General features: G+C 65.1%; 16 protein-coding genes. 5 read left to right on the top strand and 11 right to left on the bottom strand.

The window, feature by feature from the left end; genetic code table 11:
* Positions 1–25: 25 nt before the first annotated feature.
* The 4 genes from trmD to ffh form a co-directional block, all read right to left on the bottom strand.
* Positions 26–781: a tRNA (guanosine(37)-N1)-methyltransferase TrmD gene (gene trmD / locus ABIB73_RS33930; protein WP_354231374.1), complete on the bottom strand. Its 756-nt coding sequence runs from the start codon at positions 779–781 to the stop codon at positions 26–28.
* A gap of 127 nt (positions 782–908) precedes the next feature.
* A complete protein-coding gene (gene rimM, locus ABIB73_RS33925) occupies positions 909–1,466 on the bottom strand; it encodes a ribosome maturation factor RimM (RefSeq protein WP_354231372.1) in 558 nt (185 codons plus the stop codon).
* Between the two features lie 9 nt (positions 1,467–1,475).
* Complete coding sequence (gene rpsP, locus ABIB73_RS33920) at positions 1,476–1,808, bottom strand: 30S ribosomal protein S16 (RefSeq protein WP_354231370.1); 333 nt, start codon at positions 1,806–1,808, stop codon at positions 1,476–1,478.
* 85 nt (positions 1,809–1,893) lie between these two features.
* A complete protein-coding gene (ffh, locus tag ABIB73_RS33915; protein WP_354231368.1) occupies positions 1,894–3,441 on the bottom strand; it encodes a signal recognition particle protein in 1,548 nt (515 codons plus the stop codon).
* 333 nt (positions 3,442–3,774) lie between these two features.
* On the opposite strand from ffh, the gene ABIB73_RS33910 reads away from it, so the two are divergent.
* Entirely contained in the window at positions 3,775–4,839 is a 1,065-nt protein-coding gene (locus ABIB73_RS33910) for an MBL fold metallo-hydrolase (RefSeq protein ID WP_354231366.1), read from the top strand.
* 144 nt (positions 4,840–4,983) lie between these two features.
* On the opposite strand, the gene ABIB73_RS33905 is transcribed toward ABIB73_RS33910, so the two are convergent.
* Together ABIB73_RS33905 and ABIB73_RS33900 are read right to left on the bottom strand one after the other, a co-directional pair.
* A complete protein-coding gene (locus ABIB73_RS33905; RefSeq protein WP_354231365.1) occupies positions 4,984–5,700 on the bottom strand; it encodes an SIMPL domain-containing protein in 717 nt (238 codons plus the stop codon).
* A gap of 5 nt (positions 5,701–5,705) precedes the next feature.
* Entirely contained in the window at positions 5,706–6,437 is a 732-nt protein-coding gene (locus ABIB73_RS33900; RefSeq protein WP_354231363.1) for a GyrI-like domain-containing protein, read from the bottom strand.
* 232 nt (positions 6,438–6,669) lie between these two features.
* On the opposite strand from ABIB73_RS33900, the gene dapF reads away from it, so the two are divergent.
* Positions 6,670–7,545, top strand: a complete 876-nt coding sequence (gene dapF / locus ABIB73_RS33895; protein WP_354231361.1) for a diaminopimelate epimerase — start codon at positions 6,670–6,672, stop codon at positions 7,543–7,545.
* Positions 7,545–8,798 carry a tRNA (N(6)-L-threonylcarbamoyladenosine(37)-C(2))-methylthiotransferase MtaB gene (mtaB, locus tag ABIB73_RS33890; protein WP_354231359.1) on the top strand — a complete coding sequence of 418 codons (1,254 nt, stop codon included), beginning with the start codon at positions 7,545–7,547 and terminating at the stop codon, positions 8,796–8,798. The genes dapF and mtaB overlap by 1 nt, the downstream gene beginning before the upstream one ends.
* Before the next feature lie 204 nt (positions 8,799–9,002).
* Here the strand turns inward: mtaB and ABIB73_RS33885 are convergent, their stop codons facing one another.
* Together ABIB73_RS33885 and ABIB73_RS33880 are read right to left on the bottom strand one after the other, a co-directional pair.
* Positions 9,003–10,112: a DUF2336 domain-containing protein gene (locus ABIB73_RS33885; protein WP_354231357.1), complete on the bottom strand. Its 1,110-nt coding sequence runs from the start codon at positions 10,110–10,112 to the stop codon at positions 9,003–9,005.
* Between the two features lie 105 nt (positions 10,113–10,217).
* Positions 10,218–10,919, bottom strand: a complete 702-nt coding sequence (locus ABIB73_RS33880; protein WP_354231467.1) for an RluA family pseudouridine synthase — start codon at positions 10,917–10,919, stop codon at positions 10,218–10,220.
* Positions 10,920–10,963: 44 nt separating this feature from the next.
* Between ABIB73_RS33880 and ftsY the strand changes: the two genes are divergently transcribed.
* Complete coding sequence (gene ftsY, locus ABIB73_RS33875; RefSeq protein WP_354231355.1) at positions 10,964–11,911, top strand: signal recognition particle-docking protein FtsY; 948 nt, start codon at positions 10,964–10,966, stop codon at positions 11,909–11,911.
* 3 nt (positions 11,912–11,914) lie between these two features.
* Entirely contained in the window at positions 11,915–12,517 is a 603-nt protein-coding gene (locus ABIB73_RS33870; RefSeq protein ID WP_354231353.1) for a septation protein A, read from the top strand.
* A gap of 131 nt (positions 12,518–12,648) precedes the next feature.
* Here ABIB73_RS33870 and ABIB73_RS33865 read toward each other — a convergent pair whose 3' ends face one another.
* The 3 genes from ABIB73_RS33865 to ABIB73_RS33855 are packed head-to-tail and all read right to left on the bottom strand — an operon-like array spanning position 12,649 to position 14,155.
* On the bottom strand, positions 12,649–13,245 hold the full coding sequence (locus ABIB73_RS33865) for a DsbE family thiol:disulfide interchange protein (RefSeq protein WP_354231351.1): 597 nt from the start codon (positions 13,243–13,245) through the stop codon (positions 12,649–12,651).
* Positions 13,242–13,427: a heme exporter protein CcmD gene (gene ccmD / locus ABIB73_RS33860; protein ID WP_354231349.1), complete on the bottom strand. Its 186-nt coding sequence runs from the start codon at positions 13,425–13,427 to the stop codon at positions 13,242–13,244. Before ccmD ends, ABIB73_RS33865 begins: the two co-directional genes overlap by 4 nt.
* Positions 13,424–14,155 (bottom strand): heme ABC transporter permease, encoded by a 732-nt coding sequence (locus ABIB73_RS33855; protein WP_354231347.1) that lies wholly within the window; start codon positions 14,153–14,155, stop codon positions 13,424–13,426. Before ABIB73_RS33855 ends, ccmD begins: the two co-directional genes overlap by 4 nt.
* Between the last annotated feature and the right edge of the window lie 13 nt (positions 14,156–14,168).

Here is a 14,168-nt window from a genome sequence, read left to right as displayed (position 1 = left end):
GCTATAAGGCAAGCCGGAGCGTTTGTCACCCGTCTGTCTTGTTTTTTGGCGTTTTTTGGCGTCCGGGCCGATTCGGGGCCTTAGCTGGGATTTGAGCCCATAAATCGGGCCGCCGGGCCGCCGTCAGGGCCTCGGATTCCGCCCGCCGCCAAGCCGCGACCTTGGCATGGTCGCCGGAGGTCAGGGTCTCCGGGATCGGAACCCCCTCGAACAGCTGCGGGCGGGTGTATTGGGGGTATTCGAGCAGGCCGTCGGAGAAGCTTTCCTCGGTTCCCGAGACCTCCTTGCCCATCACCCCCGGCAGCAGGCGGACGCAGGCGTCAATCAGCGCCAGCGCCGCGATTTCGCCCCCGGACAGCACGTAATCGCCGATCGAAACCTCCTCCAGCCCGCGGGCGTCGATCACCCGCTGGTCGATCCCCTCAAACCGCCCGCAGACGATCAGGGGGCCTGGGCCCTGGGCGAGTTGTACGACCTGGGCCTGGGTCAATGGCCGACCGCGGGGGCTCATCAGGAGTTTCGGCCGGTCCGAGCTGATCTCTGCGGCGTCGATGGCGGCCGCCAAAACATCGGCCCGAAGCACCATGCCCGGTCCGCCGCCGGCCGGAGTGTCGTCGACGCTGCGGTGACGGTCGGTGGCGGAGGCCCGGATGTCCCGTGCCTCGAACTGCCAGAGCCCGGAGGCCAGCGCCCGCCCGGCCAGGCTCACGCCGAGCGGCCCCGGAAACATCTCCGGAAACAGCGTCAGCACCGTCGCGCGCCAGGGTGAGGGGTCGGTCATTAGATCTCAGTTCTCGTCGTCCCGGACAAGCGCAGCGAAGCGGAGCGTAGATCCGGGACCCATAGCCACCGCAATCCGTTTTGCGATGATCGGGGCCACCAGCTTAGCCAAAAACCCGGGCCTGTGGTTATGGGTCCCGGCCTTCGCCGGGACGACTCGCGGAGGGAGCCTCGTCTTCGTCTTCACCCTCGACTTCCTGCGGCAGCGCGATCACGACACGACCGCCGGCAAGATCGACCTCCGGCACCACCGCGTTGGTGAACGGCAGCAGCAGCGTCGTGCCCTTTGGCGGGGCGATTTCGATGATGTCGCCGGCGCCGAAATTATGGATCGCGAGCACGCGGCCGAGCGCGTCGCCGGTCGTGGTCATGGCGGCGAGCCCGATCAAATCGGTGTGGTAATATTCGTCCTCGTCGGTCGCGGGCAGTTTTTCGCGCGCGACGTAGAGTTCGATGCCGTTGAGGCGCTCGGCCTCATCACGGGTCGTGACGCCCTTGAAGGTCGCGACCAGATGGTCCCTGGCTTCGCGGGCCTGCGCCAGCTCGAACTGGCGCTTGCCGTCTTTGGTCGAAAGCGGACCGTAGCGCCGCACGGCAAAGGGATCTTCGGTGAAGGTCCACAATTTGACCGCGCCGCGCACACCATGCGCGGCGCCGATCCGCGCGACGCAGATCAGCGCCGGCATGTTCTAGCCTTAACCCTTCGCGGCGGCTTCGGCCTGAGCCTTGCGCTCCTTGCGCGGCACGGCCTTCTCCGGGTTGTTGCGCGCTTCGCGCTTCTTGACACCGGCGGCGTCGAGGAAACGCGACACGCGGTCCGAGGGCTGCGCGCCCTTGTCGAGCCAGGACTTTACCTTGTCCATGTCGAGCTTGAGCCGGGTCTCGTTGTCCTTCGGCAGCAGAGGGTTGAAATAGCCGAGGCGCTCGATGAAGCGGCCATCGCGCGGAAAACGCGAATCGGCGACGACGACGTGATAGACCGGGCGCTTCTTGGTGCCTGCGCGAGCAAGGCGGATAACGACTGACATCTGGTTCTCCTTCAAAGTACGTTTTGTTCGGTTGATTGGTATTCCGCGTTGCGCGAGATGCTTACGATCCCCCGCAACGAATCCCTCATTTCTTCTTGCCCGGAAATCCGCCGAGGCCCGGCAGCATCGGCTTGCCGCTCAGCCCGGTCAGTCCGGGAACGTTCGGCAGGCCGGTGCGAAGACCAGCCGGCAGATCCTTCGGCAGGCTGGGCAGACCCTGTCCGCCGCCGCTCTGCATCTTCTCTTGCAGCGCCTTCATCTCTTCCGGCGACGGCGGCTTCATGCCGCCGCCAAAACCCATCGCCTGCGCGATGCCGGCGAGCGGGCCGCGCTTGCCCGAGCCCATGGCCTTCATCACATCGGCCATGTTCCGGTGCATCTTGAGCAGCTTGTTGACCTGCTCGACGCTCTGGCCGCTTCCGGCCGCGATGCGTTTCTTGCGGCTGGCCTTGAGCAGGTCGGGATGACGCCGCTCGTCGCGCGTCATCGAATCGATCACCGCGACCTGGCGCTTCAAAATCTTGTCGTCGATGCCGGCGGCCGCGATCTGGTTCTTCATCTTGGCGATGCCGGGCATCATGCCCATCAGGCCGCTGATGCCGCCCATGTTCGCCATCTGTGAGAGCTGCTCGCGCATGTCGTTGAGGTCGAACTGACCCTTGCGCATCCGCTCGGCAGTGCGTGCGGCTTTTTCAGCGTCGATGTTCGCGGCAGCACGTTCGACCAGCGAAACCACGTCGCCCATGCCGAGGATGCGGCCGGCGATACGGTCGGGATGGAAATCTTCCAGCGCGTCGGTCTTTTCACCGGTGCCGAGCAGCTTGATCGGCTTGCCGGTGACCGCGCGCATCGACAGCGCGGCGCCGCCGCGGCCGTCGCCGTCCACACGCGTCAGCACGATGCCGGTGAGGCCGACGCGCTCGTCGAAGGCGCGGGCGAGGTTGACGGCGTCCTGGCCGGTCAAAGAGTCCGCGACCAGCAGCACTTCATGTGGATTGGCCGCGGCTTTGATCGCAGCCGCTTCCGCCATCATCTCTTCGTCGAGCGTGGTGCGGCCGGCGGTGTCGAGCAGCACGACGTCGTAGCCACCGAGCTTGCCGGCCTCTAACGCGCGCTTGGCGATCTGAGCCGGCTGCTGCCCCGCGACGATCGGCAGCGTCGGAATGTCGAGATCGCGGCCGAGCACGGCCAGCTGCTCCATCGCCGCCGGACGGTAGATGTCGAGCGAGGCCATCAGCACCTTGCGCTTGTCGCGCTGGACCATGCGGCGGGCGAGCTTTGCGGTGGTGGTGGTCTTGCCGGAACCTTGCAGGCCGACCATCATGATCGGCACCGGCGGCACGGAATTGACGTCTATGGTCTGGCTTTCGGCACCGAGCGTGTTGATCAGTTCGTCATGGACGATCTTGACCACCATCTGGCCAGGCGTCACCGACTTGACGACGGTGGCGCCGATCGCCTGCTCGCGGACCCGCTCGGTGAAGCTGCGCACCACTTCGAGCGCGACGTCGGCCTCCAGCAGCGCGCGGCGCACCTCGCGCATCGCGGCGTCGACGTCCTTTTCGGTCAGCGCCCCGCGCCCCGTCAGACGATCGAGAATGCCGCCAAGCCGTTCCGACAGATTGTCGAACAATGCCGTTGTCCTTTTTAACCTCTCCCCGCAAGAGCGGGGCGAGGGAGAAGAAAGTCCAAATACCTTTACGCCCGAGGGCGCACAGCGCTGTCGGGCGTTGGCCTCTGGCCTCTGGGACCAGTGGGCGGGTCGAAAAGAAAGCCTTTCCGAGAAAGTGCCGGGGTTAAACGCCGCTGGCGCCCGAAAGTCAAGGAAAGTTAGGGTGGCCGGGGCCGCTTTGGAACGCAAGGCCTTGAAAACATGACCTTTCCGGCGACGGGTTCCTTTTCCGGCGACCCCGCCCATATAGGCGATGATGTCTTACCGCTCCGACCATCCCTAAAAGCCAGCCCCGTGCCGATCACCCGCCGCCGCATCTTCGGATTGCTTGCCGGTGGTGCCGCGCTGGTCGGTGTCCCGTCCTTTTGGATCTTCCGCATGAAAACCTACGACGGACCTGCCTCCGACCATTTTGACGGCCTGCACTTCTTTGATCCCGACGGCGCGCCGCCGAAATCGCTCGGCGAGGTGTTCCGCTGGCAGTTCGGCGGCGGACGAAAGCGCGCGGCCTGGCCGGACTGGGCGCCGAGTCCTCACGCCGATACCCCGCCGGCCCGGGTTGATGGCGACAAGGTGCGGCTGTCCTTCGTCGGTCACGCCAGCTGGCTGATCCAGGCCGGCGGCCTCAACATCCTGGTCGATCCCGTCTGGTCGATGCGGGTCTCGCCGGTGGGGTGGGCCGGACCAAAGCGGCACAACGATCCGGGCATCGCCTTCGACAAGCTGCCGAAGATCGACGTCGTGCTGGTCTCGCACGGGCATTATGATCATCTGGATATCGCGACGCTGTCGCGGCTCGCGAAGAACTTTGCCCCGCGCGTGGTCACCCCGCTCGGCAACGATGTGACGATGCGTGGTGCCGATCCGGCGATCAAGGTGGAAGCTTTCGACTGGCACGACCGCGTCGAGCTCGGCGGCGGCATCGCCGTGACATTGGTGCCGACCCGACACTGGTCGGCACGTGGCATGTTCGACCGCAACAAGGCGCTGTGGGCGAGTTTTGTGCTGGAGACGCCGGCGGGGAAAATCTACGTCGTCTGCGATTCCGGCTATGGTGATGGCAGGCATTTCCGCGGTGTCGCCGAGGCACACGGGCTGCTTCGCCTGGCGATCCTCCCCATCGGCGCCTACGAGCCGCGCTGGTTCATGCGCGACCAGCACATGAATCCGGAAGATGCAGTGAAGGCGCTCGCCGATTGCGGCGCGCAACAAGCGCTGGGGCATCACCACGGGACGTTTCAGTTGACCGATGAAGCGATCGACGCGCCGGCGAAGGCGCTGGTGGAAGCGCTCGATGCCGCGAAGATTCCGCAGGAGCGGTTTGTGGCGATGAAGCCGGGGCAGGTGGTGGAGATTTAATTCCATCCGCGCGCACGACTGTGCCCCGGACGCGGCGCAGCACGTCAGTGATGCGCTGCTGAGCCGGGGCCTACGCTTGCGGCATGCTGGGTCCCGGCTCTGCGCAGCAGCGTTTCACGCTGCAGCGCGTCCGGGACAAGAGAGTCATTGCTCTCTAGCCTTGATCGCCCAGCTCACATTCACCGTCACCGACAGCGTTTCCTCGCCCGGGGCAACGGCGGCGGGCGCTGCGGCCATTGGAGCGGCCATTCTCGCCTTGAACAGCGGCATCGGGCCGCCGCCTTCGGAGACGCTGAGCGGCGCGCCGAGCGTGACGCCGGTGGCCTTGGCGTAGATCTCGGCCTTGCGGCGGGCATCGGCCACGGCCTGCTCGCGGGCGTCGTCGAGCAGTTTTGAGGCCTGCGTCACCTCGAAGGAGATGTTGCCGATATCGTTGGCGCCGGCACCGACCAGCGTATCGATGATGCCGGCCACCTTGGTCACGTCGCGAATTTTGACCGTGACGCGGTTAGAAGCGCGGAAGCTGACCACGGGCGAGGCACCGGTCGATTTGTTCTGACCGTATTGCGGCTGAAGCGACAGCCGCGAGGTCTGGTAGTCCTTCTCGGCGATCCCGGCGCCCTTCAATGCCAGCAGCACCTTGCCCATCGCGGCGTTGTTGGCGTCCGAGGCTTCCTTTGCCGTCTTGGCGTCATTGGCGACGCCCGCATCGATTTGCGCGAGATCAGGGGCGGCGGAAACCGTGGCTTCACCGCTCACCGAAATGGCGGACGGAAAATCATCGGCGAGCGCGGGCGTCGTCAGCAGCGCGGCGGCGAAAACGGAGGCAAGGGAAGCAAAAAGGGCGGCGAGCTTTTTCATCGGTCTCACTTCAGCGGCACGAAAACGTTGATCACGAGCTTGTCCTCGGCTGTGGTCAGGGGATCGGTGAGGTACTCTTCGATGAAGGTGTCCTTGGCTTCGAGCTTCTTGTCGTCGAGGTGATTGGTGATCGCCTCATAGGTGTTGTCCATGTTGTCGTAGGAACCGCGATGGACGAATTTGAGCGCCTTGCCCTCCGGCGATTTGCCGATGCTCATGTCCTTGCCGAGATTTTTCGGATCCTGCTCGACCGGGATCTCGGCGAGGAAGGTGAAGCCGGTGTCGTCGGTCGAGGTGTAGACGATCATCGAATTGCCGGCGTGCTTGATGCCCTGCTTGTCCAACAGTGTGTTCAGCGCCTTGAAGGCATCGATCAGCGTGTCGAAGGCCGAATCCCAATTGGCGGTGCCCTTGACCATCACGACCTTCTTGGCCTCGAGCGTGGTCTCCAGGCCGAAGGGATCAGCGGTTTGCACCGGGGCAGGCGTTACGGCCGCGGCGGGCGGCGGGGCGGTCGGGCTGGGTGAGGGCGAAGCGCTGGCGGCCGGCGTGGGCGTTGCCGCAGGCGCGGGCGAAGCGCTCGCGGCCGGGGAGGGCGAAGCCGACGGCACCTGCGAGGGACTGACTGAGGCGGCGGGCGCCGGACTCGGGGTTTGTGCCAGGCTGACGGACAGGCCAAACGACAAGGCCGCTGCCGGGATCAGCGCGACCAAAGCGAAACGGCAAAAGCTAGTCATTCCATTCTCCCCAAAACCTTACGTACCAAGGCCTTAACCCACCAAGGCCCCTAACCCGGCCGCGCGTCCCGGTTTGCGCGAACTGCGCCGTTCTAACACGCGACCGCCGAATTCGTCCCATGACAGATGCGTCATGGCAGACTGCATGACAGACGTCCTGGCTGACGGCGCCAAATCACTGGCCAAGCCGCTAAGGATCGCCATATAAGGCAGGCGAAATTCGGGAATTTTCATGAGCGCGCTGGCCAACCACGCATTTGCCAAGATGAATGGCATCGGCAACGAGATCGTCGTTGTCGACATGCGCGATTCTGCCTCGTCGGTCACGCCGGACGACGCCCGCGCGGTGGCGTCTGGCGAGGGCGGCGTGTCCTATGACCAGCTCATGGTGCTGCACAAGCCGCGGCTCGACGGCACCGAAGCCTTCATCCGGATCTACAACAATGACGGCTCGGAAGCCGGTGCCTGCGGCAACGGCATGCGCTGCGTGGTGCGGCAAATCTTCGAGAAGACCGGGCAGGCCACGGCGACGTTCGAAACCGCGGCTGGCCTGCTCAATTGCTGGCAGGGCCCGGCACCGGATCTCTACACCGTCGACATGGGCGCGCCGAAGTTCGGCTGGCAGGACATTCCGCTGGCGGAAGAATTTCGCGACACCCGCTACATCGAATTGCAGATCGGGCCGATCGACAATCCGATCCTGCATTCGCCATCCGTGGTGAGCATGGGCAACCCGCACGCGATCTTCTGGGTCGACGATGTCGACGCCTATGATCTCGGCCGCTTTGGTCCGCTCTTGGAAAATCACCCGATCTTCCCCGAGCGCGCCAACATCACGCTCGCCCACATTGTTGATCGCGACCACATCACGATCCGCACCTGGGAGCGCGGCGCTGGCCTCACCAGGGCCTGCGGCTCGGCGGCCTGTGCCACCGCGGTCGCGGCAGCACGGCTGAAGCGCACTGAGCGCGATGTCGAGATCACGCTGCCCGGCGGCAAGCTCGGCATCGAATGGCGCGAGCGTGACGACCACGTGCTGATGACGGGCACGGCGACCTTCGAATATGAGGGCACCTTCGATCCGGCGCTATTCGCGCCGGTCGGCTGATGAGCGTCGACATCGTCACCTTCGGTTGCCGCCTCAATGCCTTCGAGGCCGAGGTGATCCGCCGCGAGGCGGAGGGCGCCGGGCTTTCCGACACTATCGTCATCAACAGCTGCGCCGTCACCAACGAGGCGGTGGCGCAGGCGCGGCAGTCGATCCGTAAATTGAAGCGCGAGCGGCCGAGTGCGCGCATCGTCGTCACCGGTTGCGCGGCGCAGACGCAAAGCCAGATGTTCGCCGATATGGCCGAGGTCGATCGTGTCGTTGGCAATGACGACAAGATGCGGACTTCTGCCTGGCGCAATATGCGCGATGCCTTCAACATCGGCGTCAGTGAGAAGATCGCCGTCAGCGACATCATGGCCGTGAAGGAGATGGCGCCGCATCTCATCGACGGCTTTGCGAGCGGCCTGCCGCGCGTGTTCGTGCAGGTGCAGAATGGCTGCGACCATCGCTGCACCTTCTGCATCATCCCCTATGGTCGCGGCAATTCTCGCTCGGTGCCGATGGGTGCCGTGGTCGATCAGGTGCGGGCACTGGTTGAACGCGGCCATGCCGAGATCGTGCTGACCGGCGTCGATCTCACCAGCTATGGCGCCGATCTGCCGGGCGCGCCAAAGCTCGGCATGCTGACCAGGCAGATCTTGCGGCATGTGCCGGAGCTGAAGCGCCTGCGCATCTCCTCGATCGACTCGATCGAGGCGGACAGCGATCTGCTCGACGCTATTGCCGACGATTCGCGGCTGATGCCGCATCTGCATCTGTCGCTGCAATCCGGCGACGACATGATCCTGAAGCGCATGAAGCGGCGGCATTCGCGAAATGACGCGATCGCGTTCTGCGACCAGGTGCGCCGCCTGCGTCCGGACATCGTCTTCGGCGCCGACATCATCGCGGGCTTCCCGACCGAGACGGAGGAGATGTTTTCGCGTTCGCTGGATCTGGTCGAAGCATGCGGCCTGACTTTCCTGCATGTGTTCCCTTATTCGCCGCGCCCCGGCACGCCCGCCGCGCGGATGCCGCAGGTGGCGGGTAGCTCGATCAAGGAGCGTGCGAGGCGGCTACGTGCGGCTGGCGAAGCGGCATTGCGTCAGCGGCTGCAAGCCGAGATCGGCGCGACGCGCGATGTGCTGATCGAGAGCGACAGCCAAGGGCGTACGGAGCATTATTTGCCGGTGGCGATTGCTGGCGAGCGCGTGGGCAGTGTGGTGCCGCTCAGAATCGGCGGCTGTGATGATGAGCGGCTGACCACATAATCCGGCTGCAGGAAATTGCGACGCGCTGCATCCCCAATGTCGTCCCGGCGAAGGCCGGGACCCATACCGCGTGATCTATCGATTGCGGGTGGTCGGAGTACCGAACGACTAATCTTCGCCAAACTTCTCCCTGTGGTTATGGGTCCCGGCCTTCGCCGGGACGACACCGAGGATGTGGATACGCCGTACCCTAGAAAGCGCGCCCTACGACGCTCTTACCTGCCAGAACCTGAGTGTGCGCCGCGCGTTCTCCGGCGTCATGCGGGCGAAATGGCCTTGCGCCCTGGCGAGATCCGCCGGCTTCATCGCGCCGGTGGCGAAGCGGCTTTCCAGCACGGCGGCGGTCGTTTCCCAGCTGAGCTGCGCGGCCTTGCAGGGCACGAGCAGGCCGTCCTCGCGCAGGCTCTGCATCAGCGGACGAATGACCTCGATGGTCGATCCGGACAGCGCAGCCAGGGCAGCCACGGCCTCTTCATAGCGCCGCTGCCTGGCGAAGCCGAACAGCGTGGCCTCATTGAGCTGGCCTGTCGCCTTCAGATTCGCGATGGCGCGCTTCGCGCCTTCGAAGTCGCGAACGCCCGACATCTCGCGCGCGACGCCGACGGTGACGGCTGCGATGGCGCTCTGGATTTCCTCGAACAGATGCGTCGGCGCGCGCGACAACAGCCGCGTGCGCACGGCGTCGGTCGCCGAGCGCAACAACCGATGGCGCAGCTCGGACGGCAGATCGACGCGGACGCCGACACTGATGGCGAGCTCGGGATCGCTCTCGGCCTGCCCGACGATGACGGCAAATCCGCCGCCGGAGACGCGCGCGCCGGGATTGGCGGCAAGACGCCGGCTGACACTGGGATAGCGGCGTGCCAGCAGCGCGTCGGTGACGATCTCCTTCAGCCACCAGCGGCCGGCGACGGCCAGCAGATGCGACTCACCCTTGCTTGAGGCGATCTTCACCAGCTCGCCGTCGTCGAGCCGCGCGGATTCCTGGAGCACGGGACCGGCGATGCGGATCTCGTCATTGTTGGCGAGGCGGCGGATGACAGAGGGCGGCGCCTGGGCGATCGGCGCGAGCTGCGCGCTGATCTCGGCCAGCGCAATCCGTGCACCCATGTCGGCGATGGCACGCAACTCGATGGTGCCGATCAGTCGCTCGAGCACGTCGTCGAATAGCGCGATCTGCTCGTCGTCAAAACTACCGGCGGAGGACAGGAACAGGTCGGCGACGCGCCGGGCTGTTTCGAGGCCCTTTTCAGCCGAGCCGAGTCGAATCGCGGATTCGACTTCTTGGATGATCGATAGCTCGGCCTTGGACATGACGCGCGGCTCGTCCTGAGCGGATTGACGGAAGCTTGTTCTAAGCAACCGCTATCATTAGAGACGAGCACTGAACGTTTGGTAAACCAAGCGCCCGGGCGGACGCTATTCTCCGTTCCAGCCGCAGGCGCGAAGCCGCTCATGCATGTGGGGCGGGGCGGGGGCCACCACGCGAACCGGCTCCTTATTCCGGGAAATCGGCACCACGATCTCGCGGGAATGCAGATGCAGCCGCGGCTCGCCGAAGCGCGGGCCATTGCCGTAAATGTTATCGCCGAAGATCGGCCATCCGGTCGCGGCCGAATGCACCCGCAATTGATGGGTCCGGCCGGTGACCGGTTCCATGGCCAGCCAGCTCAGGCCGTCGCCCCGGCCCATCACCTTCCAATTGGTGATCGCCTTCTGGCCCTCAGGGTCGGGCTTCTGCCACCAGCCGCGTTCCGCGTTGAGCCGGCCGAGCGGCATATCGATGGTGCCTTCATTCTCGGCAGGCCCGCCCTCGACCACGGTCCAATAGGTCTTGCCGATCTTGCCGTGCTTGAAGAGGAGGCCGAGCGAGGCGGTGGCCTTGCGATGACGGCCGAGCACGAGGCAGCCTGAGGTGTCCTTGTCCAGCCGGTGGGCCAGCACCGGTGGCCGCGGCAGGCCGAAACGCAGCGCGTCGAACGAGGTTTCGAGATTGGCGCCGCCCTTGGGGCCGCGATGCACCGGCAGCCCGGCCGGCTTGTCGATCACCAGCATCAGCCCGTCGCGATGAAGCACGCGCGCCAGGATTTCATCCGCTGTCAATTCGGGAACATCGAGCAATTGCAAGACTTTCGTTTATGGGCCGGAACGGCTAACACGCGACCATGAATGATACCACCTCCGACACCCCCAAGCTGAGCTGGTGGCGCCGCCTGTCCAACGGGCTGAAGCGTACCTCGTCCTCGCTCGGGACCGCGGTCGCCGACCTCGTCACCAAGCGCAAGCTCGACCGCGCCATGCTCGACGACATCGAGGACGTGCTGCTGCGCGCGGACCTCGGCACGCAAGTCGCGGTGCGGATCGCGGAGGCCGTCGGCACGGGACGCTACGACAAGGCGATCTCGGCGGACGAGGTCAAGGATGTCGTCGCAACCGAGGTCGAGAAGGTGCTGGTGCCGGTGGCGATGCCGCTCGTGATCGACGCAGGTAAGAAGCCGTTCGTCATCCTGGTGGTCGGCGTCAACGGTTCCGGCAAGACCACCACCATCGGCAAGCTCTCGCAAAAATTCGCATCCGAAGGCCGCAAGGTGATGCTGGCCGCCGGCGACACGTTTCGCGCGGCAGCGATCGAGCAGCTCAAGGTCTGGGGTGAGCGCACCAGGACGCCGGTCATCGCCGGCGCGCAGGGCTCGGATTCGGCAAGCCTCGCCTTCAACGCACTGACGGCGGCGAAGGAGCAGAACATCGACGTGCTGCTGATCGACACCGCCGGTCGCTTGCAGAACAAGGCCGAGCTGATGAACGAACTCGAAAAGGTCGTGCGCGTCATCCGCAAGGTGGACGCGACCGCGCCGCATGCGGTGCTGCTCGTGCTGGACGCCACCGTCGGCCAGAACGCGCTGTCGCAGGTCGAGGCCTTCCATCGCACCGCAGGCGTCACCGGTCTGGTGATGACCAAGCTCGACGGCACCGCGCGCGGCGGCATTCTGGTGGCGCTCGCGGAAAAATTCAAACTGCCGGTGCACTTCATCGGCGTCGGCGAAGGCGTCGACGACCTCGCGCCATTCACCGCGCGCGATTTCGCTCGTGCCATCGCCGGAATCGAAAGCTAAAGAATGGACAAGACCCAGCCGCATCCGTTGTTCAAGCTTGCGACCGAGCTCGGTCCGCTGCTCGTCTTCTTCTTCGTGAATGCGAAGTTCAATTTGTTCGCTGCGACCGGCGCCTTCATGGTCGCGATCGTGGCGGCGATGATTGCCTCCTATGTGGTGACGCGCCACATCCCGATCATGGCGATCGTGACCGGCGTCATCGTGCTGGTGTTCGGCACGCTGACGCTGGTGCTGCACGACGAGACCTTCATCAAGGTCAAGCCGACCATCATCTACGGGCTGTTTGCCGCGATTCTCGGCGGCGGGCTCTTGTTCGGCCGCTCCTTCATCGCCGTCATGTTCGACCAGATGTTCAACCTGACGCCGCAGGGCTGGCGCATCCTCACGCTGCGCTGGGCGCTGTTCTTCGCCGGCATGGCGGTGTTGAACGAGATCGTCTGGCGCACCCAGAGCACGGACTTCTGGGTGAACTTCAAGGTGTTCGGCGTCACCCCGCTGACCATGATCTTCGCCATCGCCCAGATGCCGCTGACCAAGCGCTACCAGATCGATCCGGTGTCGCTGGAAGCCAGTGAGGCGGAAGCGGGGGATGTGCGGAAGGGCTGACGTCCGGTGTCCCGGACGCGCGAAGCGCGAGCCGGGACCCAGAAGGCCGCGACCGACCTGTCGGCATGGGCCCCGGCTCTGCAGCGCATCGCTGAAGAAGCGCTGCGCTGCGTCCGGGGCATGAGATCGTACTACGATCCCGCCTTCAACGCCTTCTCCATCTCTGGCAGCAGCACGGTCCGCAAATTGTCCGGCGTGATCGGCCCGACCAGCTTGTAGACGATGGTGCCTTCGCGGCCGACGACGAACGTCTCCGGCACGCCATAGACGCCCCATTCGATCGAGGCGCGGCCGTTGGTATCCAGGCCGACGCGGCCGAACGGGTTGCCGTAGCGCCCGAGGAAGCGCCGCGCGTTATCGGGCGCGTCCTTGTAGTTGATGCCGACAAGCTGGAAGCGCTTGTCCTTCGCAAGCTCGGTCAACAGCGGCGCTTCGTCATGACAGGGCACGCACCAGGAGGCCCAGACATTGACCAGGCTGACCTTGCCCTTGAACGCGGCCGGGTCGAGGCCTGGGATTTGCGCACTGTCAGCCTGCAATCCTTCAAGCGGCGGCAGCGTGGTCTGCGGCGCCGGCCGTCCGATCAGCGCGGAGGGAAGCCGCGAGGGATCACCGCTGCCGAGCCGAAACCAGAACAGCAGCGCAAGGGCGATGAAGGCGACCAGCGGCAGCACCATCAGGAAGGTGCGGCGTGGCGGTGTCGCGCCGGAGGTCGATTGATCGCTCATGGTGTGTCCGTCGCGCTGCGGCCCGAGCGGCGGGTGATGCCGCTGCGGTCTAGTTCGCGCAGGCGCTGTGTCTGGTTGCGATAGTCGAGCACGACCCAGCCGATCAGCAGCGCGACCACAATGGCTACGGCGGCATAGGATGTCACGATGAAGGACGCGTAGGGACCGAGTGACATGGTCATGCGGCTTTCTGGCTGGCCTGCATCATCCGTAAGGAGCGGACGCGGCGGCGCAAAATCTCGTTGCGCATCGCCGCCAGATGCAGCGTGACGAACAGCAGCGTGAACGCAATCGCCATCACCAGCAGCGGGATCAGGAACGAATTGTCGAGCGTCGAGCCGCCCATGCGCATCACCGACGCCGGCTGGTGCAGCGTGTTCCACCAGTCGACCGAGAATTTGATGATGGGCAGGTTGATCGCACCGACCAGCGTCAGCACCGCCGCGGCACGCGCCGCGCGCGAGGGATCCTCGACCGCGCGCCACAACGCCATCAGGCCGAGATACATCAGGAACAGGATCAGCACCGAGGTCAGCCGCGCATCCCATTCCCAATAGGTGCCCCACATCGGCCGGCCCCAGAGCGAGCCGGTGAGGAGCGCGAGGAAGGTGAAGGCGGCGCCGATCGGCGCTGCGGATTTGGCGGCGACGTCGGCGAGCGGATGCCGCCACACCAGCGTGCCCAGTGAGGCCACGCTCATCACGCCCCACACGAACATCGACAGCCATGCATTCGGCACGTGGATGAACATGATCTTGACGGTCGCGCCCTGCTGATAGTCGTCGGGCGCAGTGGCGGATTGATAAAGTCCGATCGTGAGCAGGATGACGGTCGCGGCCGCGAGCCACGGCAACACCCGTGCTGACAGCGCGAGGAACCGCGAGGGGTTGGCGAGGTCGATCAGCGTCATGGTATCCTGATAA

This window comes from Bradyrhizobium sp. F1.4.3, assembly GCF_040548375.1.
Lineage (GTDB): Bacteria > Pseudomonadota > Alphaproteobacteria > Rhizobiales > Xanthobacteraceae > Bradyrhizobium.
The sequence above is the reverse complement of the archived record's forward strand: the minus strand, read 5'-3'. Positions and strand labels throughout refer to the sequence as shown.